Origin of the sequence: Novosphingobium sp. G106, from assembly GCF_019075875.1 — a bacterium.
Lineage (GTDB): Bacteria > Pseudomonadota > Alphaproteobacteria > Sphingomonadales > Sphingomonadaceae > Novosphingobium.
Window position 1 is genome coordinate 5,467,355 of the sequence record NZ_JAHOOZ010000001.1, and the last position, 26,336, is coordinate 5,493,690.

Consider the following 26,336-nt stretch of genomic DNA (forward strand, 5'->3'; position numbering starts at 1 on the left):
GGCTCCCATGGAATACATCAGCACCAGAGGCAGCGCCCCGGCGCTCGATTTCGCCGGCGCCACGCTCGCCGGCCTTGCATCCGACGGCGGGCTCTACGTGCCCCGCTCCTGGCCGCGTTTTACCGAGGCAGAGATCGCGGCGATGGCGGGCCTGCCCTATGCCGAGCTCGCCCAGCGGATCATGCAGCCCTTCGTCGAGGGCAGTCTCAGCCCTGAGAAGCTGCTCGAGCTGACCCGCGCCGCCTATGGCCGCTTCGCCCATGCCGCGGTGACCCCGCTCGAACAGTTCGACGAGCAGCACTGGCTGCTCGAACTGTTCCACGGTCCGACCCTGGCGTTCAAGGACGTGGCGCTGCAATTGCTCGGCTTGCTGTTCGAGGAATTCCTCGGCCGCGACACCCAGAACCTGACGATCGTCGGCGCCACCTCGGGCGACACCGGCTCGGCCGCGATCGACGCGGTTGCCGGCCGCGCCAAGGTCGACATCTTCATGCTCCACCCCAAGGGCCGGGTGAGCGATGTCCAGCGCCGGCAGATGACCACGGTGCTCGCGCCCAACGTCCACAACATCGCCATCGAGGACGCCACGTTCGACGATGCCCAGGCGATCGTGAAGCGCATGTTCAACGATCCGGCGATGACCGGCCGGTTCAACATCGGTGCAGTCAATTCGATCAACTGGGCGCGGCTGATGGCGCAGGTGGTCTACTACTTCGCCGCCGGCCTGCAGCTCGGTGCGCCGCACCGCCAGGTCGCCTTCTCGGTGCCGACGGGCAATTTCGGCGACGTCTTCGCCGGCTACGTCGCGGCGCAGATGGGCCTGCCGATTGCCCAGCTCATCGTCGCGACCAACGTCAACGACATCCTCCACCGCGCGCTCTCCACCGGCGACTATTCGCAGGGCACGGTCACGCCGACCGCGGCGCCGTCGATGGATATCCAGGTCTCGTCGAACTTCGAACGGCTGCTGTTCGATGTCGGCGGCCGTGACGGCAAGGCGCTCGCCGAGCAGATGGCCGGCTTCGAGGCCAGCAAGGCGATGCAGCTGACCAATGCCCAGCGCGAGGGCGCCGCGGCTCTGTTCACCAGCGCGCGCGCCGATGCCGACGACATGAGCCATGCGATCCGCTGGGCCTGGGAGAACTGCGGCGAGCTGATCGATCCGCACACCGCGATCGGCCTTCACGCCGCGCGTGCTTCGGGCCTGCCCAAGGCGATCCCGGTCGTCACGCTGGCGACCGCGCATCCGGCCAAGTTCCCTGATGCGGTCGAGCGCGCAACCGGCCAGCGTCCCGAGCTGCCCGCGCGCGTCGGCGACCTGTTCGACCGCGAGGAGCGCTGCGCCGACCTGCCCGGCGACTACGCCGCCATCGCCGACTACGTCGCTCAGCACGCCGTTTCCAAGAGCTGAGGGCCCGAAAGGCTGATGGCAGAGCTTTCGACCCAGCCGCTGATCCTCGCGGGCGAGGGCTGGAGCGACTACGGGCTCGTCGATTCGGGCCATGGTCGCAAGCTCGAACGCTACGGGGCCTACCGCTTCATCCGCCCCGAGCCGCAGGCGCTGTGGACGCCGCGCATCGAGGATTGGGACGCGCACGCCGAATTCGTCCCAGGTTCCGACGAGGACGGCGGCGGCCGCTGGCGTTACGACAAACCGGTTCCGCGCGATGGCTGGGAGCTATGCTGGCAGGACGTGAAGTTCGCTGCGCAGTGCACCCCTTTCCGCCACCTCGGCTTCTTCCCCGATATGGCGCCCGTCTGGTCGTGGATGGGCGAGCAGCTTGCCGGCAAGCCCGATGCCAGCACGCTCAACCTGTTCGGCTATACCGGCGTCGGCACCCTGGCGCTGTCCGACTACGGTCCGGTCACCCATGTCGACGCCTCGAAGAAGTCGGTCGCCCAGGCGCGGGCCAATGCGACGCTTTCCAGCATGGAATCGCGCTCGGTGCGCTGGATCGTCGATGACGCCGCCAAGTTCGCCGCGCGCGAGGTTCGCCGCGGCAAGCGCTACGACGGCATCATCCTCGATCCGCCCAAGTTCGGCCGAGGCCCCGAAGGCGAGGTCTGGCGTTTGGAGGAGCACCTGTCCGGTCTCGTTGCCGATTGCCGCCGTCTGCTCGACGAAGACAGCCGCTTCCTGTTCCTCACGGTCTATGCGGTGCGCATGTCGTCGCTCGCCATCGCCGGGCTGCTGGCGGAACTGTTCGCCGACCTGCCCGGGACGATCGAGCATGGCGACCTGGCCGTGCGCGAGGACCAGGGCGGCCGGCTACTGCCGACCGCCATCTTCGCCCGCTGGCGGCGGGATTAACGCGCCGTCCGCGGCTTGCGGAACTTCAGCACGAACTGGTCGGTCTTGCCGCGCACGCCGGTCTCGAACACCTTCTGCGTATGATCGTCGGCGGGGTGAGCCAGGATGGTGCTGCGCGCTTCCAGCTTGAAGCCCGCCGCCTCGACCTCCTTGATCACTGCCGCGTCCTCGATCCGGTGCAGCGTCGAGGTGACTGTCGCACCTGCGCCCGGCGCGGCCTGGTGGTCGCCGATCAGATAGATGCCGCCCGGTTTCAGCGCAGCGAAGGCCGCGGCATTGGTTGCCGTCGCCGCGTCGCCGTCGCCGACCTTGACGTTCTTGAAGTCGTGGTAATTCTGCGTGGTCCAGACGAGGTCGACCTTCTCGGGCGCCACGACCTGGCCGGCCAGGGTAAGCTGCACGCTGACGTTGCCGTGGCTCTGCGCCCATGCCGTGACCGCAGGCGTGGCGCGGGTGGCATTGGTATAGACATAGCCGCGCTCGCCCACGGCCAGGCTCAGCAGCCGCGTGAAATAACCGCCGCCCGCCGCCAGCTCGACGATCTTCCAGCCCGGGCGCACGCCGGCGAAGGCGAGCATCTCGGCCGGCTTGCGGTCGGCGTCACGCGCCTTGTCGGCCTCGGGCCGGTCTGTGCTGGCGACCGCGGCCGCGATCACGCGCGATGCTTGCGGTGCGGCCGCGATCAGCGGCGCCCCTGCAAGCAACAGGATGGCGGCGCTCGCGCCCATCAGCTTACGATTCATGCATGGCTCCCCATTCAGACTGGCCCTGTACTCCGGGAGGCAGGCTAGCAAATCGATCGCCCGCCTCAAACCGCACAATTGCGTAGACAGGGTGGACAGGCCGTGACCGAAGTGCCATCGGCGCCGCTTGCTAAACCCCAAGGAACCGTTTTTGGCCGACAGCCTGATCCTTGAAGTCGCCGATTTCGAAGTGGACGTGCTCACCGGGATCTATTCCGAGGAGACCGGCAAGCCGCAGCCGCTGCGCATCACGATCCAGGCGGCGATGAAGCCGATCGAGCGCTACGCGCCCGATACGCCGCTTTCGGCCAGCAAGAATTACATGGACCTGAAGTTCGCCGCATCCGAGGCGCTGCCCGTGGGGCTTCATTTCAAGCTGATCGAGGCCGTCGCCGATCACATCTGCGAGACGCTGTTCCTTCAGGACGCGCGGATCGAGGCGGTGACGGTGAAGATCGTCAAGCTGGCTATCAGCGAGGCCGGCGAGAAGATCGGCATCACCCTCACACGGAACCGGCGCTGATGGCGCTGCTGCGGGTCGGCGCTTTGCCCGACGAGGCGCTGGCCGCCGCAGCGGAATTCCATGCCGTCGTCCTGCCTCGCGTTCTGGCGGAGCTTCAGGGTGCGAAAACACTGACGCTGGTCTTCGCGCCGGCCGATCATACTCACCGCGCCTGGCGGCTCGCCGCGGTGCAGGGCCTCGCGCGGCAACATGCGCCGGTGCGGGTCAACGCGCTCGCCGGCGATGACGAGGCAGCCATCGGGGCGGCGCTGTCGTACCTCGACAAGGCAGAAGGCGTGACCGGACAATATCTTCTGCTTGATGGAAACGGTGCCGTGGCATTACTATCTCGGCAAGATGACCAATAAGGCGCCCCTCATCGACCAGTTCGCCCGGCGGATTTCCTATCTCCGCCTGTCGGTGACCGATCGTTGCGACCTGCGCTGCGCCTATTGCATGCCCGAGCGGCAGGTGTTCCTGCCCAAGTCCGAAGTGCTGACGCTCGACGAGATGCACGACCTCGCGCTGGGCTTCATCGACCGCGGCATCACCAAACTGCGCCTGACCGGCGGCGAACCGCTGGTGCGCCGCGACGTGATCGACCTGATCCAGGCGCTGGGCCGCAAGGTCGGGGACGGGCTCGACGAACTGACGCTGACGACCAACGGCACGCGGCTGGCGGAGTTCGCCGATCGGCTTGCCGCGTTCGGGGTGCGCCGGATCAACGTCTCGCTCGACACGCTCGACCGCGACCGTTTCGCCAAGCTGGCACGCCGCGATTCGCTGCCGCAGGTGCTCGAAGGCATTGCCGCGGCTAAGGCGGCAGGGCTCAAGGTCAAGCTCAACACCGTTGCACTCAAGGGTGAGAACGAGGACGAGATCCCCGATCTGATCGCTTGGGCGCACGGCCAGGGCCACGATCTCACACTGATCGAGGTCATGCCGCTGGGCGAGGTCGAGGAAGACCGCTTCGACCACTATCTGCCGCTGTCGGTGGTGCAGGAGAAGTTGGAGCAGCGCTGGACGCTGACGCCGAGCGGCCATCGCACCGGCGGCCCGGCGCGCTATTTCGATGTGGCGGAGACCGGCGGCCGGATCGGCCTGATCACGCCGCTGACCAACAATTTCTGCGACGGCTGCAATCGCATCCGCGTGACCGCGACCGGCCAGCTCTATGCCTGCCTCGGCGGCAACGAGCAGGTCGACCTGCGCGGCGCGCTGCGTTCGGCCGATCCGGAGACGGCGATCGCCGAAGCGCTCGACGTGGCGATGAAGATCAAGCCGGCGCGGCATCACTTCGCGATCGACCGGCCCGGCAGCGCCCCGGCGCTGGCCCGCCACATGTCGATGACCGGTGGCTAGACTCGTTTTTCTCGGAAGGCTGGAAGACATTGCCGGCGCGTCCGAACGGGATGTTCCCGGCGGGGCGTTGGCCGATGTGCTAGCAGCGCTCGATGCCGATCTCGCCGTGGCGCTGGGCGCCGACCGCATTCGGATCGCGCTGAACGGTACTTTGGTCGCGGACCGCTCGGGCGTGGTGCTGGGCGAGGGAGACGAGCTTGCCTTCCTGCCTCCGGTCAGCGGCGGCTGACATGAGCGCCCAGGTTCGCCTGCTGACCGAGCCTTTCGCTGCCGCGGCGGAACTGTCGGCCTTCACCGCGGCGCAGGCTTCGGCCGGCGGCATCGCCTCCTTCCTCGGTCAGGTGCGCAGCGGCGGCGGGGTCGAAGCACTCGAACTGCGCCACTACGGCCCGCTCACTCTGCCCGGTATGGAAGCCCTGGCCGAAGAGGCGCAGCGGCGCTGGGCGCTCGAAGGCCTGCTCATCCTCCACCGCAGCGGCGAGATGGCGCCGGGCGATCCGATCGTCCTCGTCGCCGCCGCCGCACGGCACCGCCGCGACGCTTTCGCCGCGGCCGAATTCGCCATGGATCACCTCAAGAGCGAGAGCTGGTTCTGGAAGCGCGAGAAGGTCGGCGGCGTCTGGAGCTGGATCGAACCGCGGCCCGTCGACTTCGAGGATGCGAAGCGCTGGGCGACAACCTAGCTCTTTGACGGAGGTCAAAGCCGCGGCGCACAAATAGCGGCATCAGGGTTCCAGTCCTCAGGAGGAACCCATGACCGAGTTCACCACCCGCGAAGCGCTCGCCCAGGTCGCCGAGATCAAAGCGGCCCCCCCATGTTCGTACCGAAATCGACCGCAGCTTCGAACTGCCGGTCGGGCTCTACGCCGCCACCGTAGCGCTCTACCTCGGCTTCATCGGGGTCATGGCCCTGAGCTTCATGAACCCCGAACTGGTCCTGCCGATGGTGATCTTCACGCTGTTCATCGTCGCCGGCTTCGGCACGCCGACGCTCTGGGTGCGGATGAATCCCGAGAAGACCCGCCATGCGATGAGCTACGGCACTTTCCGCCACCGCGGCATCCAGACCGCGACCGGCCATCTCGCCGGCGGCGCGGCGGCCGTGCAGGTGCTGATCCTGCCGGTGCTGATCTTCTGCTGGGGCGTGGCCGTCGCGGTGATCGCTGCGCTCGCCCGCTAAATCGCCAGTTCTCCCAACTGCGCGGGGGCAATCAGGGCGATCCCCCGCGCCCCTTTTCTTGCGATCGCACCCAGGGCCTCCAGTTCGCCGAGCTGGCGGCTGACCGTTTCGATCGTGAGACCCAGCATCGCCGCCATCTCGCCGCGGGTCAGCGGCAGGTCGAAGCTCTCGGCCGGATGGCAGGGCGAGTCGCTCGCCGCCCGCGCGAAGGCGAGAATCAGGCCGGCGACGCGCGCGGCGGCGGTCCTACGCCGCGATAGATCCAGCAGTTCGCGGGCATGGTGCAGTTCCTCCTGCGCGCGCTGCAGCAGGGCGATGCCCAGCGCCGGATGCCGCTCGACAGCCGCTTCGAGATGCGCGCGCGAGAACTGGCAAACCCGGCTCTCGGTCAGCGCGGTAACTTCGTAGCTCAGGAAGGGCGCGAACATCTCGCCGATGAAGCCCGCGGGATGGACTAGCGCCAGGATGGATTCGTTGCCCTCGGCATCGGTCGCGGCGACTTTGAGCGCGCCCTCGATCAAGGTGGCGCAGGCGGTGATTTCGTCGCCGGCGGCGAACAGCCGTTCGCCGCGTTTGAGTTCGCGCGTGCGGCCTAGCCGGGCGAGGGCCGAGCGCTCCCCCTCGGTCAGTGCGGCGCAGGCCGCCTTTGCCCGTACCGGGCAGGTATCGCAGGCGAGACTCAACCGCGCATCCTGCCGCGCAGCGATGCGAGGACCGTATCCTCATCGCCGACCAGCGCGGTAACCTGGTCGCGCGCCGCGACGATGGCATCGACACTGGCATGGTTGCCGGTCTCGGATGCAGCGATCGATTCGCTCGTATAGAGCTGGTCGAGCTCGGCCAGCGCCACCATGGCATCGCTGCGCGCTGATTCGAGATCGGACAGCGCGACGGTCGCGACCGACCAGCCCTCGCTACCCGGCGCGCCGCTGCCGCCCGAGGCAACCAGCCGCTCGGCATTGGCGCGCTTGGCGCCGAAGCGCTGGTGCGCGTCGCGCGCCTGGTCGACGAGCTGGGCCAGCCGCGTCGTCAGGACCGGACTGGCGGGAGCGGGCGGCGGGGGCGGCGTTTCGGGCGTCACCGGCCTGGCGCTTCCGCTTTGGCGCTCCACCGGGCGCCGGGCGAGCGAGGGATAGTCGTTGGCCGCGGCGCAAGCCGAAAGCGTTGCAACAAGGACGAGCGGCACTAGGACTTGAGAGGCGCGTGGCATGCCGCTGCCATAGCACGGCGCACACAGCGCGCGAGAGGCAAAGAGCTGCGCGACTCGGTTGACACCGGCCGGAGCTTCCACTAACGGCACCTCTCTTTCCGGCCCCCGCTGTCTGGTGGGTGCTTGGATATGTTGCCTTATGCCGCAGTCGCGGACGGGGCGGCCAGACAGATTTAGACAGGTAAGGGCATCATGTTCGCAGTAGTGCGCACGGGCGGCAAGCAGTACCGGGTTGCCGCCGGAGACAAGATCGCGGTCGAGAAGCTCGCTGGCGAAGCCGGCGACAAGATCACGCTGGGCGACGTGCTTCTGGCCGGCGCTGACGGCGAGATCGCCGATGCCGCTTCGGTCGTGGTTTCGGCTGAGATCATCGCTCAGGCGAAGTCCGAGAAGGTGATCGTCTTCAAGAAGCGCCGCCGGCACAACTATCGCCGTCGCAACGGCCATCGCCAGCAGCTCACCCTGCTGCGCATCCTCGCCGTCGGTGGCGAGGAAAAGAAGGCTGCCAAGAAGGCCGCTGCCCCCAAGGCTGAAGCCGCTGCTGCGCCCGAAGCGCCGGCGGCCGAGTAAGATCGGAGTAGTTCGAGATGGCACATAAGAAAGCAGGCGGCTCCTCGCGCAACGGTCGCGATTCGGCAGGCCGTCGCCTCGGCGTGAAGAAGTTCGGCGGTCAGGAAGTGATCGGCGGCAACATCATCATTCGCCAGCGCGGTACCCGCGTGTACCCGGGCGCCAACGTCGGCATGGGCAAGGATCACACCCTGTTCTCGCTCGTCGAAGGCCGCGTGCGATTCCACGAAGGCAAGCTTGGCCGCAAGTACGTGTCGGTAGACATGGCACAGGCAGCCGAATAACCGGATGGTCATTCATAGGGCCATCCTGACGGGATGGCCCCGCCGGTTTTTCCAACCGGCCGAATGAGGGAGAGGGCCCCGCCCGTCTCCCTCTTTTCGTCTCTCCCTCAGCACGCCTTCGTTCGAGCGCCGCAGACCGCGCGCGTCCGGACGAAAACCGTAACCTGCCTGTCACGATGGCGGCCTAGATGGCGGCCGTCGGGGGATGGCTGAGTTGGAGTTGAGACGATGTTCATCCGCAGCGAACGGCTGTTTTTACGGCCGGGCTGGCCCGAGGAGTGGGAAGATCTGCTGACCCTCATCGACGATGAGGATGTGGTCCGCAATCTCGCTCGCGCGCCCTGGCCCTATACCGCCGAGGATGCCAAGGCCTTCGCCAAGCGCGAGCATGATCGCGTTTTGCCGAACTTTTTCATCACTTTGCCCGGCAGCCAGGGTGCGCGCCTGATCGGCAGCGTCGGGCTCAGCCGCGACGGCGACGAGGTGCAGCTCGGCTACTGGATCGGTCGGCCTTACTGGGGTCAGGGCTATGCGACGGAGGCCGCGCGTGCGCTGCTCAGCCTCGCGCGCACGCTCGGTCACAAGCGACTGGTCGCCAGCCACTTCGTCGACAATCCCGCTTCCGGCCGGGTCCTGCACAAGCTCGGCTTTTGCCCGACCGGCGTGGTGCGCGACCGCTTCAGCCTGGGCCGCGGCGGCGATGCGCCGGCGCAGCTCCTGTCGCTGACGCTCGGCGAGCGCAGCGATTGCGATGACGATTTCAATGCCGCGATGCGAGCGGCCTGAGTTGGGGATGGCGAACGGAGAGCGCAGTGGCAGATATCAGGGCCCCGAAAGCCGCCCTGACTTGCCGCTGCGCTCTTCGCTATAGCCGACGATCAGTCCGGAACGATCGCGATCAGCGTGCGGTCGTCGTGGTTCCACGGATGGAAGCCGGGCAGGAAATAGGCCAGCCAGGCCGGGAATATCCGCCGCAGCACGCCGGGCTTCCACAGCAGGTAAGCGAACAACCGCGCTTTCACCCGCCAGCCGGTCAGCCCGTCCTGCGCCAGCAGCGCCAGCGCGTCGCGGATGCGATTACAGACGAAGTTCTGGGTTACCTTGAGCATGACCAGCGCCTTGACCTTCCAGCGTCGCCACCGGCTCCAGTCGCGCGTGGCGTGCAGATAGGTGTCGTAGGCGACGCCCTTGTGCTCGATCTCCTCGATCGCGTGCCAGCGCCACATCTCCGCGGACTCCGGATCGGCGCCGGCGAGGTATTCGGGATGGGTGAGGAACTCGTGCGCCATCATCGCGGTGAAGTGCTCGAGCGCCGTGGTCGCCGAGAGGTTGACAATGGCGGGGCGCCGTTTGGTCATCGCGATCCAGTCGGCGACGAAGGCGTCGATCGCGGTGAAGTCGTAGCCGGCATCGACGGCGGCGCGGTTGAAGCCGATGTGCTCGCGCGAGTGGTTGACTTCCTGGGCGATGAACCTGCGGATCTCTTCGGCGAGCAGCGGCGGCACGCCTTCGCGGAACGCCTTGACCGATTCGACAAAGAAGGCCTCACCGCGCGGGAACGTGGCGGACAGCGAATTGTACCAGGCGGTGGCAATGGGATCGTCGTTCAGCCACCAGTGCGGCTTGTCTTCGCGGTCGAAACGCCTGTCGCGTACGGTGATGGCAAGATCCGGCGGCGCCGGCGAAGCGGCCTCGGCGAGGGGAGTTTTGCCGATGGCATTCATGCCAATCTCCGTGGCATTAACTGACATAAATGTCAATAAACTAAGGGGCGCAAGGCCGATCTAGGAGGCTTTTATTCGAAGGGAAAGGGCTGCGCCTGCGTTATGCGAATGCTGCGCAATAGCGGCACAGAAACATTTTCTTGCGTGCCCTCTCAGCAAGTCTCCTCTAAGGGGCGCGACAGTGATATATGACCGTCACATTTCTGCTCGGTCATGGAACATCATGGGCTTGGCATTCGATGGCACCTCGCAAGCGTCTTCCCCAGCATGAAAGCCGTAGCGCGGCGCTCGAGGCGGCGCGTGCCCTGCTGATCGAGAGTGGTCCGCAGGCCGTCACGCTCAAGGCCGTCGCCGCCCGGATGGGCCGTACCCACGCCAACCTGCTCCACCATTTCGGTACGGCAGCGCAACTCCAGCGCTCGCTCGCCAGCTACCTCGCCGGCGCGATCTGCGGGACGATCGCCGAGGCCGTTCTGGCCAACCGCGCCGGGCTCGCCTCTGCGCGCGAGGTGGTGGACCTTACTTTCGATGCCTTCGATCGCGAGGGCGGCGGGGCACTGGCTTCATGGATGGCGCTCAACGGGAACCAGGATGCGCTCGATCCGATCGTCGAGGCGATCCACGACATGGTGGACGAACTCGACGCCTCGGGCGCGGGTATCCGCCGGGAGGTTACGCTTACCCTGTGCCTGTTGGCGCTGGGCGATGCGCAGATGGGCGGCGCGCTGACGAAGTCGCTGGGCCTGCCGGCGCACACCGCGCGCGACATGGCCGAACGCGTGCTGACCGACGCCGCCGAACGCGCAGGCACCCCTTCCGGGGCGGGCGCGATGTTGCCGGGCTAGGGCCTGGCGGAGCCCCGCTCTGCCGGGGCTATTCTCGGCCGCGCCTTTTTATCGCGAAGGGAATCGCGCGCATCTCCGTTGATTGGAATGGCCGCTCATCCGGTTGGGTTTCCGAGTGGCATGTCTCAATTGCGGGAACAGCCCATGATCAGAGTGATCGGCAACGCCGGCGGCATCGTCTTCGTATCGCTGGTCGCCTGGTACATATGGCTGTTCTACTTAGGCTGACGAACGGAACGCGAACCGGCTCTTCCTAGGCCTTACCGAGCTCCAGCCACTTCGGCGCCAGGGCGTCGTCGATGTCTTCCACGCGCAGGTGGTCCACCGCCAGGGCGAACTCCGGATAGGCAACACGCTGGCGCGCAGGGTCCGATTTCGCCAGTGGTACGACCAGGAGCCGGCGATTCACCTTCTGCCGCCAGTTCATCCGGGCGGTGTTTTCTTGGCCGACGTAGCAGCCCTTCGAGAAGCTCACGCCGTTGAGCTCGACCGCGTTGCATTCGAGCCAGAGCGTCGCGTCGTTGCCGAGCTCGCCTCGGCCTTCGGTGACGCCGAGCGAAAGGCGATGCGCGCGCCATTCCTCGTCGGCGGCTTCGTCATCGGGATCGACCGGCGCGATCCAGCGCTCGCCGAGCGCATGGAGCCGCGGGTCGGCGGCGGCGCCGTCGCCCTCGTGCGGGCGCCAGTGGACGGCAAGCCCGTCGTCGCGGGTGATCGCGATGCGCCGGCGCAGGCGGTAGATCGACAGCCGCTTGACCAGCGCGTCGGCCGCTTCGGCCTCGCAATCGAGCAGCAGGTCCTGGCCCGAGGGCCAGACGATGAAGTCGAACAGCGCCTTGCCTTGCGGGGTGAGCAAGCCCGCCCAGACCGGCAACTTGCCTGTCACGTCGTTGGTGATCAGGCCCTGGAGGAATTCGCCGACGTCCTCCTCCTGATCCAGCGGTGAGACACGGACGATGGCGCGGGAGAACAGTCGGGTTGCGGTCATCGGCAGAAACTGGCGACTGCGAGGCCACTTGGCAATCTAGGCCCTCAAAGGAATTCTACGCGGGCGTAAATTCGATGGGCAGGCCGCGAATGCCCCAGACACCCGGAAACGGCCGCCAGCCCAACGGCCCCGGCGATCTGGGTTTGGTGATCCGCTGGGCGATCAGGTGCAGCCCCTCGGCCAACTGCGCGCGGGCGATGAACTGGCCCAGGCAGATATGCGCACCGAGCGCAAAGCCGAGGTGCGGATGATCCTGCCGGCGGTCGGGATCGAACGCGTCTGCATCGGCGATTGTCGTGCCATCGCGGCCGGCGATGGCCCAGGGGAACCAGAGCACGGTCCCCGTGGGTATCGCCACGTCGCGGTAGGCGATGTCGGCGGTGACCAACCGGTTGGTCGTCGTGGTAGAGTGGAAGCGCATCGTCTCGTCGAGCACTTTGCCGCAGAAGGCCAGGTCCTCGGCGCAGCGGGCATAGATCTCGGGCCGGCCGACCAGCTCGTACATCGTCAGCGTCAGCACGTTCTTCGAGGTGTCGAAGCCGGCGACGATCAGGAAGATCAGCAGGTCGGCCAGCTCGCGCAGCGATAGGCCGCCGTCGGACTTGGCTTGGAGCAGCAGGTCGAGCAGGTCGGCCTCGTCGCCGTCCTGCCAGCCTTTCTCACGGGCGGCGATGAGGTCGAGGACGAAAGCGTCGATCACTCCGGTGGCCGCTTCCAGCTCCGGCAGGAAACGCGGGTCCATCGAGACGCTGAGGCCGAGGTCCTCCATCGACTTGCGCAGCGCCGGGATCGCTGCGGGCGGCGCGCCGATCAGGCGGCAGGTCACCGTCACCGGGAACCACGAGGCGAAGGTCTCGAAATCAAACGCGCCCTTCGGTGCCCACTCGTCGAGCAGCCGCGCGATCACCTCACGCATCAGCGGGCGGTGGAGGTTGGCCTTGCGCGGGGTGAAGGCGGGGGCGAGGATATCGCGCAGCCGCTTGTGCTCGGGCCCGGCGCGGCTGAGGATATGCGCCTCCTGGAACCGCGCCCACTGCGTACCGCGCGCACCCATCAGGTCGACCATCTGGTCGTAGGGCGTGCGCATCGATACCTCCATCGCCATCAGGTCGCGCACGGCGCGGTAGTTGGTGACGACGAAGCCGAGGTTCGAATGGGCCAACCAGGGATGCGTGGTGCGCGCCGCGTCGAAATGGGGGAAAGGGTTCGCGGCGAAGCCCGGCTCCTCCATCGCCAGGTGCGGCAGGGCCAATTCGGTGATGGCTTGCATGGTTGTCCCGGCCTCGTCTTGTCCGAGTGGAATCGATCATAGTGCCGGCAGGGCGGCAAGCGGCGATTCTGGATGCTTCGTGGCGATCGTTGCGAACTGTACGGCTAGAAGGTGTCGCATTGGCTGCTAGGCTGCGGGGTGGGAGAAGAGGCATGCAGTTCGAGGTTCTCGCCACAGGCTATTGTTTTCTCGAAGCGCCGCGCGTCGCCGGCGAGCATGTCTGGTTCACCGACCTGCTGCTCGGCGGCGTTCACCGATTGTCGCCCAGCGGCAAGGTCGACACCTTCCTGCCCGAGCGCCACCATGTCGGCGGCCTTGCGGTCAACGCCGACGGCCGGATCATCTGCGGCGGGCCGGGCGGGCTGGTTTGGCTCGATCCTGCGACCGGCCGCTCGGGCGTGCTGCTAGACACGATCGACGGCGAGCCGTTCACCGGCGCCAATGACTTCATCCCCGACGGCCGGGGTGGGCTCTATATGGGCACGCTGAGCCAGGGTGCCGATTACAGCCAGGAACCGCAGCTTACCCAGCTTTACCGCGTCGACGCGCATTTGCGCGTGACCAGGCTCAGCGACGAGCTCAAGTTCTCAAACGGCGTTGGGCTGAGCCCCGACGGCAAGCGGCTCTACCACAACGAGAGCCTCCGCGGCGTCTTCGTCTACGACGTGCTGGATGACGGCGCGCTCGCCAACAAGGCTCTGTTCAACCCGCGTGAGGATGGAGACGGGCTGGCGGTCGATGCCGCGGGCGGCGTCTGGATCGCCCACTTCGATTCGGCCGAACTAGCGCGCTATCTCCCGGACGGCAGCCTAGATCGGAGCATCGCCATGCCGCACAAGGCGGTCAGCAGCGTCGCCTTCGGTGGTTCCGACCGGCGCGACATCTACGTCACCACCGCGGGCAACCACGGCATCGAATCGCTGTTCACCGGCGAACTCCCGCCGCGCGAGGCCAGCCTGTTCCACGCACGCTCCGACATTCCGGGCGTGCCGGTGGCGGTGACGCGGTTCGCGTTGCCCGCCTAGACGCCCATCTCGGCGAACACCTTGTCGGCGATCGAGACCGCCGTATTGGCCGGCGGCCAGCCCGCGTAGAAGGCGAGGTGGGTGATCATCTCGACCAGTTCGTCCTTCGTCACGCCGTTGTTGAGCGCGGTCTTCATGTGGAACGGCAGCTCGTTGATCCGGTAGAGCGAGATCAGGCTGGCGACCGTGATCAGGCTGCGGTCGCGCGGGGAGAGGCCCGGCCGGCGCCAAACGTCGCCGAACAGCACTTCGTCGGTCACTTCGGCCAGCTTGGGCGCGATATGGCCGAAGGCCTGGCGGGCGCCGGTGGGTTTGTCGGTCATCGCTCTTCCCTTGTTTACTTGGGTGCGAGGACACTGGCCCGGCACCGATAAGTCAAGCCGCAAAGCCGCTCGCCTGCTAAGGGCGCGGCCGTGCGACCCGAATCCGCCCTTTCCCTGCGACGCCCGGCGATCGCCTTCATCTTCGTCACCGGCGTGCTCGACGTCATGGCGATGGGGCTGGTCACGCCTGTGCTGCCCAGCCTGATCGAGGACTTCGCCGGCTCGACCGCCTCAGCGGGCGTGTGGAACGGCGTGCTCGTCGCGCTCTGGGGGTTGATGCAGTTCCTCTGCTCGCCGGTCATCGGTTCGCTGTCGGACCGATACGGCCGGCGGCCGGTGATCCTGATTTCGGCCGCGGGGCTATCGATCGACTGGGTGCTGATGGCGCTGGCGCCGAACCTCTGGTGGCTGGCCGTGGGCCGGCTGATCGGCGGCGCCACTTCGGCGAGCTTCACCGCGATCTATGCCTATATGGCCGACATCACCACGCCCGAGAACCGCGCGCGTGCCTATGGCATCGTCGGTGCGGCCTTCGGCGCGGGGTTCATCGCCGGGCCGGCGCTGGGCGGCATGCTCGGCGAATGGGGACCGCGCGTGCCGTTCTGGGTGGCTGCGGGGCTGTCGGCGCTGGCTTTCGTCTATGGCTGGCTGGTCCTGCCCGAGTCCCTGCCGGCCGAGCGCCGCATGGCCTTCGCCTGGTCGCGGGCCAACCCGCTCGGCGCGCTGCGGCTGCTGCGCTCGCATGCCGAGCTGTCGGGTCTCGCCGTGGTGACCTTGCTGTTCTACTTCGCGCACCACGTCTTCTCGGTGGTCTACGTACTCTATGCCGAGCACCGCTATGGCTTCGGCCCGTTCGAGGTCGGCGTGATGCTGGCTTTTGCCGGCGCACTGGACATGGCCGTGCAGGGCTGGCTGACCGGGCAGGTGACCAAGCGGCTAGGCGATCTCAGGACGATGGTGATCGGGCTGGGCTTCGGCAGCGTCGGGCTGCTGGCCATGGGCCTCGCGCCCACCGGCGGGCTGTTCGTCGCCGCGCTGCTGCCGAACGCGCTCTGGGGGCTGGCGCTGCCGACGCTGCTGTCGCTGATGACCCAGCGCGTGTCGGAGCGCGAGCAGGGGCAGATACAGGGCGCCTCGAACAGCGTCGCCAGTCTGGCCGGCGTCGCCTCGCCGCTGTTCTTTGGCTGGGTCTACAGCCTGTCGGCGGCGGGATCGGGCCTGAGCTTCTACATTGCCGCGGGCATCCTCGCCTGCGCGGCCGCGATCGGTCTGGCGACGGCGGGGGCCGGGGCACCTGCCAAGACCTGAAATTTATGCCATGGGCCAAGGCATGGCTACTTCCACCGACTCGACCCTGACGATCCGCCGCCCCGACGACTGGCACGTCCATCTGCGCGACCACGACGTCCTGCGCGGTGTCCTGCCTTATACGGCGCGCCAGTTCGCGCGCGCGATCGTCATGCCCAACCTGTCGCCGCCGGTGACCACGGCCGAGGGCGTCAACGCCTACCGCCACCGCATCATCGCCGCGATCCCACCGGGCCTGTCCTTCACCCCGCTGATGACCGCCTACCTCACCGACGGCACCGATCCGGCCGACATCGCCCAAGGCTATGCCGACGGCGTCTTCGTCGCGGCCAAGCTCTATCCCGCCCACGCCACGACTGGCTCCGCCCACGGGGTGACCGACGTGGCCAAAATCCTCGGCGTGCTGGAAAAGATGCAGGACGTCGGCATGCCGCTGCTGATCCACGGCGAGGTGACCGACCACGACGTCGACATCTTCGACCGCGAGGCGGTGTTCATCGAGCGGACCCTCGCGCCGCTGGTGCGCGACCTGCCCGGACTGAAAGTGGTGTTCGAGCACATCACCACGGCCGAAGCCGCCGACTTTGTCGACGCAAGCGGGCCGAACATCGGCGCGACGATCACCCCGCAACACCTCCATATCAACCGCAATGCCATGCTGGTCGGCGGCATCCGCCCGCATGCCTATTGCCTGCCCGTGGCGAAGCGCGAGAAGCACCGGCTGGCGCTGCGCAAGGCAGCGACCTCGGGGAGCCCCAAGTACTTCCTCGGCACCGACAGCGCGCCGCATGCCGTGGGCGCCAAGGAAAGCGCCTGCGGCTGCGCGGGCATCTTCAACGCGCCTTTCGCCATCGAGAGCTATGTTGCGGTATTCGACGAGGAACGCGCGCTCGATCGTTTCGAGGCTTTCGCTTCGGAGAACGGCCCCCGGTTCTACGGCCTGCCGCTCAACGAGGAAACGATCACGCTCGAACGGGCGGAAAACCCCGTGCCCGAGATCGTCGATGCCAACGGCACGCCGATCGTGCCGTTCCATGCTGCCACGAGTCTAGGCTGGCGCCTCGTCTGACGCGCGCCGACGCCGCGAGAGCAGGTCCCAGACGAAGATCGCCGCGGCAGTCCAGATCAGCACGAAGCAGGCGAGTTGGACCTGTCGCAGCGGTTCGTGGAACACGAACAGGCCCAGCAGGAACACGATCGTCGGCGCCAGGTACTGGATGAAGCCCAGGGTCGAGTAGTCCATTCGCTTGGTTGCGGTGGCGAACAGCAGCAGCGGCACGGCGGTGATCACGCCGGCCAGCGGCAGCAGCAGGTCGGTCTCCGCGCTGTGGCCGAAGCTCGAGCCGCCGTGCACTTGCCCCTGCCAGATGACGATGCCGATCGCCGGGATCAGCAGCAGTATGGTCTCGATCGTCAGGCCGGGCAGCGAAGCGACCGGCGCCAGGCGGCGAACCAGGCCATAGCCCGAGAAGCTGACGGCCAGGGCCAGCGCGATGCCCAGCATCTCGCGCGCGTCCCAGGCGAGCAGCGATACGCCTGCCGCGGCGATGGCGACGGCGATCCACTGACGCCGGTTCAGCCGCTCGCCGAGGAAAAGCGTGCCGGCCAGCACGTTCATCAGCGGATTGATGTAGTAGCCGAGGCTCGACGCGAAGACGTGACCGGTCTGGATCGCCGTCACGTAGAGCAGCCAGTTGCCGCCGATCAGCAGCGCGCTGGTCAGCAGCAGGCCGAGGGTGCGCGGGCTGCCCAGCGCCATCAGCACCTCGCGCCCCTGCCGGCGCAGCGCGACGATCAGCAGGCAGACGGGCAGCGTGAAGATCAGCCGCCAGCCGACGAATTCGAAGGCCGGCACGCTGTGCACGAGGCGCAGATAGACCGGTAGCAGGCCCCATATCAGGTAGGCGCCGAGCGCGTGGGGCAGGCCACTCGGCAGGTCGGTCTTGGAGTTTTCGGTCACGCTCAACGCCCTAGCGGCGTGGCCCCTTCGCGGCAAGCAAACGGCTGGTCGCAGGTTTCCGCACGGCTCGCCGCATTCTGTCCGAACCTGACGGCGGCGTTGTCATTCGTTCAGGGTTCAGGGTGTTTAACTGAACACGGATGCACAGAGCGAAGTCCGCAGAACAGCAACCCAAAACCAGGAGTGTCGCCATGACCAAGTTCAATCCCACCGCCCTGCTGGGCCTTGCCACCGCGGGTCTGCTGGCCGGAGCCGCCCCGGCCGTTGCCGCGCCGATGTTCGATACGGCGGCGCCTTCGTCGGTCAGCGGCGCTGCCGATCAGGTCGCGCACCAGTACCGCGATCGCGGCTACCGCGAAGACCGCGGCTATCGCAATTACAACGGCAATCGCGGCTACAACGGCGCTTCGTGGCGTGGGCGCGACGGCCGCTATTACTGCCGCCGCAACGATGGCACCACCGGCCTGCTGATCGGCGGCGCGGCGGGCGGCCTGATCGGCCACTCGATCGCCGGCCGCGGCGGTGACCGCACGCTGGGCACGATCCTCGGCGTCGCCGGCGGTGCGCTACTGGGCCGCGAGGTCGACCGCAGCGGTTCGCGCGGCAGCTGCCGCTAAGCTTTCGGGCTCGACCACATTCGACGTTGTTCCGCGGGTGGCGGACAGCGTCGCGGGGGCGCTCCCGTGCATGTTCGGGGGCGCCCTTTCGCTTATGGCTAACCGGAATTTAGGCCTTTTGCGCTAGCGGCGTCGGGATGTCCCGCGCCGCTTTCCTGTTGCTTCCCCTGTTCCTCGCCGGCTGCGGCGGGGCGAGCCCGGATACGCAGCCGCCCGCTCCCGTCGATGCGGCGATCAGCGATGCGCTGGCCGATCCGATCATGACCGACCCGGACCTGGTTGCGCAGAACGGCGCCTATGCCGCGGTTGCCGTCAGCGGCCCGGTCAGGTCGGCGCTGCCGCCGATCAACCGCGATGCCGCGGCCATCGGCGCCGCCCGCGACGAGGCTTCGGCGCTGCTGGGCGGGGCGATCCCGGCAGCATCAGCACCGTCATCGGGCGATCTCACGGTATTCCGCGAAGCCGTCACCGCCGTGCAGATGGCGAGCATCGCTCAGGTCGCAAACCCCGGCTGCATCCAGAACGCCGCCTATACCGCCCGCTGGGCCGCCGTGCTGCCCGTACCCCTGCAGGTCTATCCCCGCGGGGCCGTGGAGGAAGCGGTGGGCACCGACGCCGGCGGTTGCGCCTTGCGGGTGGTTCACTTCAAGACGCCCGTCGCCGTGGATGATGTCCTCGCCTTCCACTACGCTCGCCTGCGCGCGGCCGGCTATCCGGTCGAGCACATTGCCGAGGGCGCCGACCACCTGCTGCGCGGCCGCAAGGGCTCGGCTTCCTACACGATCTATGTCCGCAAGGATCAGGACGGGCTGACGGCAGCCGATATCATCGTCGCCGGGAGCTAACGGTCCCTGAGGCCGACGCCGATCTGCGCGCGCGGCTGCTCCATCTCGGCCGAAGTCACCGGATAGGCGCAGTAGTCGGCTGCGTAGTAACCGGTCGCGCGGTGGTTGCCCGAGATGCCGATCCCGCCGAACGGCGCCGACAGCGACGATCCGATCGTCGGCCGGTTCCAGTTGACCACGCCCGCGCGGACGTTCGCCCAGAAACGGTTGTAGTCGTTCGGGTTGCCGCCGATCAGCGCGGCCGACAGGCCGAAGCGCGTGGCATTGGCTTCGGTGATCGCCTGGTCGAACTCGTCGACGCGGATCACCTGCAGGATCGGTCCGAACAGCTCGACGTCGGGGCGCTCCTTCATGCCGGTCGTATCTATGATCGCCGGCGTCAGGAACGGCAGGCTCTCGTCGGCGCGGACGAGGTGCTTGATCGCCTTGCCGCCATGGCTCAGCAGGTAGAGGAAGCTCTCGGTCAGGCCGTCGGCAGCGGCATTGTCGATCACCGGGCCCATGAAGGGTGCGGGGTCGTCGAACGGCGCGCCGACGATGATCCGGTCGGCCAGGTCCTTCACTGCCTCGACCAGCGGGTCGTAGAGCGCCGATTTGACGATCAGCCGCCGCGCCGAGGTGCAGCGCTGGCCGGCAGTGGTGAATGCCGACTGCACGATCAGCATCGCCGCATCGTCGATCTTCGGCGTGTCCCAGACCACGATCGGGTTGTTGCCGCCGAGCTCCAGCGTGACGAGCTTCTCGGGCTTGGCCGCCAGCCTGCGGTTGATCGCAATACCGGTGTGGGCGGAGCCAGTGAACAGCACGCCGTTGACCCCGTCGTGCAGCGCCAGCGCCTGGCCCTCGTCGGGTCCGCCGATCACCAGTTGGACGACCCCGTCGGGAATCCCTGCGCGGTGGAAGCAGCGGACCAGCGCTTCGGCGGTGGCGGGGGCCTTTTCGCTCGGCTTGAAGATTATGGCGTTGCCGGCGATCAGGCCCGGGATGATATGGCCCGCGGGCAGGTGCGCGGGGAAGTTGAACGGCCCCAGCACCGCCAGCACGCCGTGCGGCTTGTGACGGACCGCGGCGGCGCCCTGGAGGGCACTGTCGAGCTTGCGCTGGCCGGCGCGCTCGGCACAGGCGCGGATCGCGACTTCGACGCGGGCGACGACGTTCTCTACCTCGGTACGCGCTTCCCAGACGGGCTTGCCGGTCTCGCGCGCGATCGTCGTGGCGAGCAGTTCCGCATCCTTGCGCACTTCGTTGGCGAAGCGGCGGAGCAGTTCCATGCGGGTGGCGAGCGGCTGTGCGGCCCAGGCCGGCCAGGCGCGGCAGGCCTGGTCGACCGCCTGGTCGACATCCCCGACATTCCCGCGCCACAGCTCCACACCCGTTGCCGGCTCGTAGGAAATGATCTCGGACTGGCTCACGGTCGCGGGTCGGGCTCCTGAGGATCAACTTGCACTAACTGCAAAGGTATAAACTTTGAAGGTCTTAGAGCCAAGAGGGGCTCATTTATGCCCGGCCGGGATCGGTGCTTCGCCCAGCGCATCGCCGAGCCGGCGGATAGCGGTTACCTTCTCGGCCAGCGGCGTCCAGTCGTCCTGTTCGGCGATCGCCGCCCAGATGCGTTCGACCTCGTCGATCACCAGTGTCGGCGGAGCCTCTTCCCACCAAAGCGGATGCGCGTCGTCGCCGGCCGAGCGGTACTGGCGCAGCCGGTCGCCGAATTCGCCCGTCGGCACATCGCGCCCGCCGCGGTGGCGGTGGAACAGGGTGTCGGGGGACATCGCGTTCTCGACCATGTAGCGCTCGGATGCGGTGATCAGGGCCATTTCGGCTTCGAGTCCTTGCGGCTCGACGCCCAGCCGCCAGCAGAACCGCCGCGCCATGGCCTGCTGGTAGAGCCCGCCGAAGCGTTCGAGGGCGAAGACCAGCGGCTCGGTCTCGGCCAGCATGCGCAGGGCAATGGCGAGCTGGCCGCAGTTCCACAGGATCGCCTCGGGCTGGCGGCCGAAGGCATAGAGGCCCGAATGGTCGAAATAGGCGGCGGTGAAGCGCGGGTCCCACTGCGGCAGCCAGCGCCAGGGGCCATAGTCGAAGCTCTCGCCCGAGACGTTCATGTTGTCCGAATTGAGCACGCCGTGGACGAAGCCGGCGACCATGTAGGAGGCGGAAAGGTCGGCCATGCGCTCGACCACCTGGTGGAGCAGCATCACCGCGGGCTCGTCGCGGCCGGGGGCATCATCGGGCGGCGGCGGGCCGGGAAATTGGTCGAGGCAGTAGTCGACCAGAAAGGCCATGTGCTCTGCCTGTTCGAAGGCGCGCAGCCGTTGGAAGGTGCCGATGCGGATATGCCCGTGGCTCAGCCGCAGCAGCACGGCCGAGCGCGTCGGGCTGGGCTCGTCGCCGCGCCAGAGCTCTTCGCCGGTCTCGATCACCGAGAAGGTCTTGCTCGTATAGACTCCGAGCGCCTCCAGCATCTCGGTCGCCATGATTTCGCGTACCGCGCCTTTCAGCGTCAGCCGCCCGTCGCCGTCGCGGCTGTAGGGGGTCTGGCCCGAACCTTTGGTGCCGAGGTCGAGCAAGCGCCCCGAAGAGTCGCGCATCTGCGCGAAGAGGAAGCCGCGGCCGTCGCCGATCTGTGGGTTGTAGTTGCGGAACTGGTGGCCGTGATAGCGCAGTGCGAGCGGCTGAGGCAGGTTGCCCTCGAGCGGCTGAAAACGCCCGAAGTGGTCGACCCATTCGGCATCGCTCAGGCTTTCCAGCCCGACCGAGGGCCCCCAGCGGTGGTTGCGGAAGCGCAGCTCGTGCCGCGGGAAATCCGCCGCCGCGACTGCGTCGGCTAGCCAGGGTGCCAGTGTCAGGATGGGAGTGTCAGGCCGATAGTCGCCCGCTTGCGGTTCGCTGCGCATCGCGCGATAGTGGGCGCAGGAGGCCCCGCACGCAAGCGGGCGGCTGGGAAACGTATGACCGACACTGCCGATTCCGCCTGGGCGGATTGCTTCTGGACCAGTCGCGATGGACTGAATCTTCACTACCGCGACTATGCGGGAAGGGCTGACCGGCCTGTCTTACTGTGTCTGCCTGGCCTGACGCGGAACGCCCGCGATTTCGAGACGCTGGCCATGCGCTTCGCGGGCGACTGGCGGGTAATCTCGCCCGAGATGCGCGGGCGCGGCGACAGCGCCTATGCCAAGGATTCGTCGACCTACAATCCGTTCCAGTACGTCGACGACATCAACCACCTGCTCGAGCAGACGGGCATCGAGCGCTATGTTGCGCTGGGCACCTCGCTGGGCGGATTGATGACGATGATCCTGGCGATGAACGCGCCCGAACGGATCGTCGGCGCCATGCTCAACGATATCGGCCCGGTGATCGAGCCCGCGGGGCTGGCGCGAATCGCCGGCTATGTCGGGCAGGGGCGCAATTTCCCGACCTGGATGCACGCCGCCCGCGCGATCGAGGAATCGCAGGCCATCGCCTATCCGGACTATGAGATCGACGACTGGCTGGCCATGGCCAAGCGACTGATGGTGCTGTCGAGCAATGGGCGCGTCGTCTTCGACTACGACATGAAGATCGCCGAGCCGATGCAGCGCGCGAGCAGCAGCGACGTGCAGCCCGATCTCTGGCCGGGGATCGAGGCGCTGGCCGGCAAGCCGCTGCTGCTGCTGCGTGGCGCGTTGTCCGACGTGCTCTCGGAGCAGACCTTGAGCAAGATGGAAGCGATGCTGCCCGGGGCGGAGGCGGTGACGCTCGCCGGCATCGGCCACGCCCCGACGCTCGACGAACCCGAGGCGGTAGCAGCGATCGAGCGGTTGCTGGCACGCTGCCAGGCCTGATTTTCCCAGCCCGCCTTGCGCATCCTCCACCTTCATTCGAGCTTCAACCGCGGCGGCAAGGAGCTGCGCGCGGCGCAGTTGATCAATGCTTTCGGCAAAAGCGTCGAACACACGATCGTCTCGGCGCAGCCCGATGCCATGGGCGCTGCGGCTGCGATCGATCCGCGCATGAACGTACGTTATCCGGACGACTTCCCTTCGCTGGCAGGCAAGCCGCTCCCTGGCCGGTTGCAGCGGCTGGCCAAGGCGATGCAGGGTTTCGACCTCGTCCTCACTTACAATTGGGGCGCGATGGATGCGGTGATGGCGCACACGCTGTTCCGCGATCTTCATCGCCTGCCGCCGCTGGTCCACCACGAGGATGGCTTCAACGAGGACGAGGCGGACGAGCGCAAGCGCTCGCGCAACTGGTTCCGGCGGATCGGACTGGGCCGCATCTCGGCCCTGGTCGTGCCCTCGCGCCGGCTCGAGGCGATCGCGCTGGGCGAATGGTTCCAGCCCGAGGCGCGCGTGGTGCGCATCGCTAACGGCATCGACATCGCTGCCTATGCGAAGAAGCCCAGACCCGATGCATTGCCTCGGGTGATCAAGCGACCGGGAGAGAAATGGCTCGGCACGCTGGCCGGGCTCAGGCCGGTCAAGAACCTGCCGCGCCTGGTCCGCGCCTTCGCCGACCTGCCGGATGAATGGCAGCTGGTGATCCTGGGCGAGGGGCCCGAGCGCGACGCGATCCGCGCCGAAGCGCTGCGGCTGGACGTGGCGCACCGCGTCCACCTGCCGGGCTTCGTGCCCGAGCCGGCCAAGGCGGTCGGGCTGTTCGACCTTTTCGCGCTGTCGTCGGACAGCGAGCAGTTCCCGATCTCGGTGGTCGAGGCGATGGCGGCCGGGCTGGCCGTGGTATCGACCGATGTGGGCGACGTCGCGGCGATGCTGGCCGAGGCGAACCGGCCTTACGTCACGCCCCCCAGCGATGAGCGCGCGCTGGCTGCGTCGCTCGCGCAATTCGCTGAAAACGAAGCGCTGCGCCGCGGTGTGGGCGAGGCCAACCGCCTGCGCGCGCGCGCCGAATACGACGAGAAAGCGATGATCGCCGCCTACCGCGGGGTCTACGGCCGCGCCTTGGGGCGCCAATCATTCCCATAATAGGCCGTTCAGCCACGCTTCACCGTCCACAGGCCAGCGACGATAGGCGTTGAAATGGTAACACCATCCGCTAAACAGCCCCGCACCCTATTCCCATCTGCAGAAAGCGCCCGTCTTGGCTCTGCGTCCCCAGTCTCCCCAATCTCGTAGCGACAAGCTCGCCCAGCGCGATGCCGCGCAGCAGGACGTCTTCATGCGCGAGGTCGACGAGGCTCTGCGTCAGGACGAAATGGTCGGGCTGTTCAGGCGCTATGGCCTGCCCGTGACAGTTGTCGTCGTGATCGGCCTGCTGGCGCTCGCCGGCTACCTCTATTGGAGCCACAGCGGCAAGGAGGCCCAGGGGCAGGTGGGTGAGCATCTCACCCTCGCGCTCGACAAGCTCGACGCCAGCAACTTCGCCGCGGCCGACAAGGAACTCGCCGAGGTGATCGCCAAGGGCGACGAGGGCAGCCTGGCTTCGGCCAAGATCCTGCGCGGCGGCATGGCGCTCAAGCAGGGCAAGCCGGCCGACGCGGGCAAGCTGTTCGCCGAGGTCGCCGCCGATGCCAAGTCGCCCAAGCCTTTCCGCGATCTGGCCACGATCCGCGAGATCGCCGTCAAGTTCGACAGCCTGCCGCCGCAGCAGGTCATCGATCGGCTGAAGCCGCTCGCCGTACCCGGCAACCCCTGGTTCGGCAGCGCGGGAGAGCTCGTCGGCATCGCTTACATGAAGCAGAACCGCAACGACCTCGCCGGTCCGCTGTTCGCAGCGATCTCGCGCGAAAAGGACGCTCCCGAGAGCCTGCGCGCCCGCGCCCGCCAGATGGCCGGCGTGCTGGGCGTCGATGCGGTCGACGATGTCAACAAGGCCGCGGCGGGCGACCAGCCCGAGGATGCTGCCGGTGCCGCCCCGGCGCAATAAAACCGCGATTGTAGAGGATGCCTGAATGAAGCCTTCGAATTTCCGCAGCTCGCTCGCCCGTCCGCTAGGTATGGCGCTGGTCGTCGCACTGGCGCTGGGCGTATCGGGATGCGGCGTGTTCGGCGGCAGCAAGGGCGGGCCAAAGACGCCGACGGTCGGCAACCGCGTGCCGATCCTGTCGCGCATCGAATCGGGCGCCAAGGTCGATCCGACGCAGGCCTCGATCGCCGTGATCGTGCCGCCGGCAGAAACCAATGCCGACTGGCCCCAGGCCGGCAACACGCCTGGCAAGAGCTATGGCCATCTCGCCCTGGCCGACGCGCCGAGCCGCGTCTGGAGCGCTTCGATCGCCGGCTCCTCGGGCAAGCGCCGCCTCGCGGCTGCGCCTGTCATCGGCGGCGGAAACCTGTTCGTCATGGACACCGACGGCCTCGTCAGCGCGTTCAACGCCTCCACCGGATCGCGGCTCTGGACCAAGAGCTTCTCGATCGAGGGCGACGGGTCGAGCTCGGTGTTCGGCGGCGGCGTCAGCTTTGACGGCGACCGCGTCTACGTCACCACCGGCGCCGGCGAAGTCGCCGCGCTCGAAGCGGCGACGGGTAACCAGATCTGGAAAGTGAAGCCCGCCGGCCCGCTACGCGGCTCGCCGACGATCGCCTTCAACGCGGTCTATGTGATGACCCAGAACAACGAGCTCCACGCGCTCGACTCGGCCGACGGCAAGGTGCTGTGGAACGAGAGCGGCTCGCAGGGCCAGGCCGGCGTCTTCGGCGTCGCGGCCCCTGCCGCCGGGCAGGGCACGGTCATCGCCGGCTATTCGACGGGCGAACTCGTCGCCTACCGCTACGAGAACGGCCGCACGCTGTGGTCCGACGCGCTGGCGCGCACCTCGATCTCGACCGCGGTCGGCATCCTGACCGACGTCGACGCCGACCCGATCATCGACCGCGGCCGCGTCTTCGCGCTGGGCCAGGGCGGGCGCATGGCGGCTTACGAACTCGTCAGCGGCCAGCGCATCTGGGAGCTCAATCTCGCCGGTATCTCGACCCCGGCGATTGCCGGCGAATGGGTGTTCACGCTGACCGACGACGCCAAGCTGCTCTGCATCGGCCGCACCAATGGCAAGGTTCGCTGGATGACCCAGCTGATGCGCTACCACAACGAGAAGAAGCGCAAGAACCCGGTGTTCTGGACCGGCCCCGTGCTCGCCGGCAATCGCCTGTGGATCGCCAATTCGGACGGCGAGGTCGATACGGCCAGCGTCGCGGATGGCACCGTGACCAAGTTCACCGAACTCGGCGGCAGCATCGCGCTGGCTCCGGTGGTGGCGAACGGGATGCTCTACGTGCTCGACGACAACGGCAAGCTCACCGCTTTCCGCTGACCTTTACCGGT

31 protein-coding genes are annotated in these 26,336 nt (G+C 67.5%); 21 read left to right on the forward strand and 10 right to left on the reverse strand.

What is annotated here, in order from left to right:
* Window positions 1-7 precede the first annotated feature (7 nt).
* Entirely contained in the window at window positions 8-1,411 is a 1,404-nt protein-coding gene (gene thrC, locus KRR38_RS26600) for a threonine synthase (RefSeq protein WP_217406427.1), read from the forward strand.
* Between the two features lie 15 nt (window positions 1,412-1,426).
* Complete coding sequence (locus KRR38_RS26605; RefSeq protein ID WP_217406428.1) at window positions 1,427-2,311, forward strand: class I SAM-dependent methyltransferase; 885 nt, start codon at window positions 1,427-1,429, stop codon at window positions 2,309-2,311.
* Here the strand turns inward: KRR38_RS26605 and KRR38_RS26610 are convergent.
* Window positions 2,308-3,054: a class I SAM-dependent methyltransferase gene (locus KRR38_RS26610; protein ID WP_217406429.1), complete on the reverse strand. Its 747-nt coding sequence runs from the start codon at window positions 3,052-3,054 to the stop codon at window positions 2,308-2,310. The genes KRR38_RS26605 and KRR38_RS26610 overlap by 4 nt on opposite strands.
* A 151-nt stretch (window positions 3,055-3,205) precedes the next feature.
* Here KRR38_RS26610 and KRR38_RS26615 point away from each other — a divergent pair, with 151 nt between their 5' ends.
* The 6 genes from KRR38_RS26615 (at window position 3,206) to KRR38_RS36450 (ending at window position 6,098) form a co-directional block, all read left to right on the forward strand.
* A complete protein-coding gene (locus KRR38_RS26615; protein ID WP_217406430.1) occupies window positions 3,206-3,577 on the forward strand; it encodes a dihydroneopterin aldolase in 372 nt (123 codons plus the stop codon).
* Window positions 3,577-3,924: a Rossmann fold domain-containing protein gene (locus tag KRR38_RS26620; RefSeq protein WP_254514984.1), complete on the forward strand. Its 348-nt coding sequence runs from the start codon at window positions 3,577-3,579 to the stop codon at window positions 3,922-3,924. The genes KRR38_RS26615 and KRR38_RS26620 overlap by 1 nt, the downstream gene beginning before the upstream one ends.
* A complete protein-coding gene (moaA, locus tag KRR38_RS26625; protein WP_217407481.1) occupies window positions 3,914-4,918 on the forward strand; it encodes a GTP 3',8-cyclase MoaA in 1,005 nt (334 codons plus the stop codon). Before KRR38_RS26620 ends, moaA begins: the two co-directional genes overlap by 11 nt.
* Window positions 4,911-5,147, forward strand: a complete 237-nt coding sequence (locus KRR38_RS26630; protein ID WP_217406431.1) for a MoaD/ThiS family protein — start codon at window positions 4,911-4,913, stop codon at window positions 5,145-5,147. The genes moaA and KRR38_RS26630 overlap by 8 nt, the downstream gene beginning before the upstream one ends.
* A 1-nt stretch (window position 5,148) precedes the next feature.
* On the forward strand, window positions 5,149-5,601 hold the full coding sequence (locus KRR38_RS26635; RefSeq protein WP_217406432.1) for a molybdenum cofactor biosynthesis protein MoaE: 453 nt from the start codon (window positions 5,149-5,151) through the stop codon (window positions 5,599-5,601).
* Between the two features lie 221 nt (window positions 5,602-5,822).
* A complete protein-coding gene (locus tag KRR38_RS36450; protein WP_254514985.1) occupies window positions 5,823-6,098 on the forward strand; it encodes a hypothetical protein in 276 nt (91 codons plus the stop codon).
* On the opposite strand, the gene KRR38_RS26645 is transcribed toward KRR38_RS36450, so the two are convergent.
* Together KRR38_RS26645 and KRR38_RS26650 are read right to left on the reverse strand one after the other, a co-directional pair.
* The gene (locus KRR38_RS26645) at window positions 6,095-6,781 is read right to left on the reverse strand and encodes a Crp/Fnr family transcriptional regulator (protein ID WP_217406433.1); all 687 of its coding nucleotides are present in this window, start codon (window positions 6,779-6,781) and stop codon (window positions 6,095-6,097) included. The two genes, KRR38_RS36450 and KRR38_RS26645, sit on opposite strands and share 4 nt — an antisense overlap.
* On the reverse strand, window positions 6,778-7,308 hold the full coding sequence (locus KRR38_RS26650; RefSeq protein ID WP_217406434.1) for a hypothetical protein: 531 nt from the start codon (window positions 7,306-7,308) through the stop codon (window positions 6,778-6,780). Before KRR38_RS26650 ends, KRR38_RS26645 begins: the two co-directional genes overlap by 4 nt.
* 192 nt (window positions 7,309-7,500) lie before the next feature.
* On the opposite strand from KRR38_RS26650, the gene rplU reads away from it, so the two are divergent.
* The 3 genes from rplU (at window position 7,501) to KRR38_RS26665 (ending at window position 8,948) form a co-directional block, all read left to right on the forward strand.
* Window positions 7,501-7,878, forward strand: coding sequence for a 50S ribosomal protein L21 (rplU, locus tag KRR38_RS26655; RefSeq protein ID WP_217406435.1), 378 nt, complete (start codon window positions 7,501-7,503; stop codon window positions 7,876-7,878).
* A 17-nt stretch (window positions 7,879-7,895) separates the two neighbouring features.
* Window positions 7,896-8,162 (forward strand): 50S ribosomal protein L27, encoded by a 267-nt coding sequence (rpmA, locus tag KRR38_RS26660; RefSeq protein WP_217406436.1) that lies wholly within the window; start codon window positions 7,896-7,898, stop codon window positions 8,160-8,162.
* Window positions 8,163-8,390: 228 nt separating this feature from the next.
* The gene (locus KRR38_RS26665) at window positions 8,391-8,948 is read left to right on the forward strand and encodes a GNAT family N-acetyltransferase (RefSeq protein ID WP_217406437.1); all 558 of its coding nucleotides are present in this window, start codon (window positions 8,391-8,393) and stop codon (window positions 8,946-8,948) included.
* Window positions 8,949-9,040: 92 nt separating this feature from the next.
* Here the strand turns inward: KRR38_RS26665 and KRR38_RS26670 are convergent, their stop codons facing one another.
* Complete coding sequence (locus KRR38_RS26670) at window positions 9,041-9,886, reverse strand: metal-dependent hydrolase (RefSeq protein WP_217406438.1); 846 nt, start codon at window positions 9,884-9,886, stop codon at window positions 9,041-9,043.
* Between the two features lie 239 nt (window positions 9,887-10,125).
* Between KRR38_RS26670 and KRR38_RS26675 the strand changes: the two genes are divergently transcribed.
* Window positions 10,126-10,731, forward strand: coding sequence for a TetR family transcriptional regulator (locus KRR38_RS26675; RefSeq protein ID WP_217406439.1), 606 nt, complete (start codon window positions 10,126-10,128; stop codon window positions 10,729-10,731).
* Window positions 10,732-10,984: 253 nt separating this feature from the next.
* Here KRR38_RS26675 and KRR38_RS26680 read toward each other — a convergent pair whose 3' ends face one another.
* Both KRR38_RS26680 and KRR38_RS26685 read right to left on the reverse strand, forming a co-directional pair.
* Window positions 10,985-11,719 carry a folate-binding protein YgfZ gene (locus tag KRR38_RS26680; protein WP_217406440.1) on the reverse strand — a complete coding sequence of 245 codons (735 nt, stop codon included), beginning with the start codon at window positions 11,717-11,719 and terminating at the stop codon, window positions 10,985-10,987.
* A 55-nt stretch (window positions 11,720-11,774) separates the two neighbouring features.
* Complete coding sequence (locus KRR38_RS26685) at window positions 11,775-12,989, reverse strand: cytochrome P450 (RefSeq protein WP_217406441.1); 1,215 nt, start codon at window positions 12,987-12,989, stop codon at window positions 11,775-11,777.
* 152 nt (window positions 12,990-13,141) lie between these two features.
* On the opposite strand from KRR38_RS26685, the gene KRR38_RS26690 reads away from it, so the two are divergent.
* Window positions 13,142-14,014, forward strand: coding sequence for an SMP-30/gluconolactonase/LRE family protein (locus KRR38_RS26690; RefSeq protein WP_217406442.1), 873 nt, complete (start codon window positions 13,142-13,144; stop codon window positions 14,012-14,014).
* On the opposite strand, the gene KRR38_RS26695 is transcribed toward KRR38_RS26690, so the two are convergent.
* Window positions 14,011-14,337, reverse strand: coding sequence for a carboxymuconolactone decarboxylase family protein (locus KRR38_RS26695; protein WP_217406443.1), 327 nt, complete (start codon window positions 14,335-14,337; stop codon window positions 14,011-14,013). The genes KRR38_RS26690 and KRR38_RS26695 overlap by 4 nt on opposite strands.
* Before the next feature lie 90 nt (window positions 14,338-14,427).
* Between KRR38_RS26695 and KRR38_RS26700 the strand changes: the two genes are divergently transcribed.
* A complete protein-coding gene (locus KRR38_RS26700; RefSeq protein ID WP_309141149.1) occupies window positions 14,428-15,645 on the forward strand; it encodes a TCR/Tet family MFS transporter in 1,218 nt (405 codons plus the stop codon).
* A gap of 22 nt (window positions 15,646-15,667) precedes the next feature.
* Window positions 15,668-16,714, forward strand: a complete 1,047-nt coding sequence (gene pyrC / locus KRR38_RS26705) for a dihydroorotase (protein ID WP_217406444.1) — start codon at window positions 15,668-15,670, stop codon at window positions 16,712-16,714.
* Here the strand turns inward: pyrC and rarD are convergent.
* Window positions 16,694-17,611 carry an EamA family transporter RarD gene (gene rarD / locus KRR38_RS26710; RefSeq protein WP_375293441.1) on the reverse strand — a complete coding sequence of 306 codons (918 nt, stop codon included), beginning with the start codon at window positions 17,609-17,611 and terminating at the stop codon, window positions 16,694-16,696. The two genes, pyrC and rarD, sit on opposite strands and share 21 nt — an antisense overlap.
* Window positions 17,612-17,796: 185 nt before the next feature.
* Between rarD and KRR38_RS26715 the strand changes: the two genes are divergently transcribed.
* A complete protein-coding gene (locus tag KRR38_RS26715) occupies window positions 17,797-18,222 on the forward strand; it encodes a glycine zipper 2TM domain-containing protein (RefSeq protein WP_254514986.1) in 426 nt (141 codons plus the stop codon).
* Between the two features lie 137 nt (window positions 18,223-18,359).
* Entirely contained in the window at window positions 18,360-19,067 is a 708-nt protein-coding gene (locus KRR38_RS26720) for a hypothetical protein (protein WP_217406446.1), read from the forward strand.
* Here KRR38_RS26720 and KRR38_RS26725 read toward each other — a convergent pair.
* Together KRR38_RS26725 and KRR38_RS26730 are read right to left on the reverse strand one after the other, a co-directional pair.
* A complete protein-coding gene (locus tag KRR38_RS26725; protein WP_217406447.1) occupies window positions 19,064-20,479 on the reverse strand; it encodes a succinylglutamate-semialdehyde dehydrogenase in 1,416 nt (471 codons plus the stop codon). The genes KRR38_RS26720 and KRR38_RS26725 overlap by 4 nt on opposite strands.
* A gap of 81 nt (window positions 20,480-20,560) precedes the next feature.
* A complete protein-coding gene (locus KRR38_RS26730) occupies window positions 20,561-21,964 on the reverse strand; it encodes a protein adenylyltransferase SelO family protein (protein WP_217406448.1) in 1,404 nt (467 codons plus the stop codon).
* Window positions 21,965-22,018: 54 nt separating this feature from the next.
* Here KRR38_RS26730 and KRR38_RS26735 point away from each other — a divergent pair, with 54 nt between their 5' ends.
* From KRR38_RS26735 to KRR38_RS26750, 4 genes are all read left to right on the forward strand, one after another.
* Complete coding sequence (locus tag KRR38_RS26735) at window positions 22,019-22,897, forward strand: alpha/beta fold hydrolase (RefSeq protein WP_217406449.1); 879 nt, start codon at window positions 22,019-22,021, stop codon at window positions 22,895-22,897.
* Between the two features lie 15 nt (window positions 22,898-22,912).
* Window positions 22,913-24,040 carry a glycosyltransferase gene (locus KRR38_RS26740; protein WP_217406450.1) on the forward strand — a complete coding sequence of 376 codons (1,128 nt, stop codon included), beginning with the start codon at window positions 22,913-22,915 and terminating at the stop codon, window positions 24,038-24,040.
* A gap of 115 nt (window positions 24,041-24,155) precedes the next feature.
* Window positions 24,156-24,941: a tetratricopeptide repeat protein gene (locus tag KRR38_RS26745; RefSeq protein ID WP_217406451.1), complete on the forward strand. Its 786-nt coding sequence runs from the start codon at window positions 24,156-24,158 to the stop codon at window positions 24,939-24,941.
* Window positions 24,942-24,966: 25 nt separating this feature from the next.
* Window positions 24,967-26,325, forward strand: coding sequence for a PQQ-binding-like beta-propeller repeat protein (locus KRR38_RS26750; RefSeq protein WP_217406452.1), 1,359 nt, complete (start codon window positions 24,967-24,969; stop codon window positions 26,323-26,325).
* The last annotated feature ends 11 nt before the right edge of the window (window positions 26,326-26,336 follow it).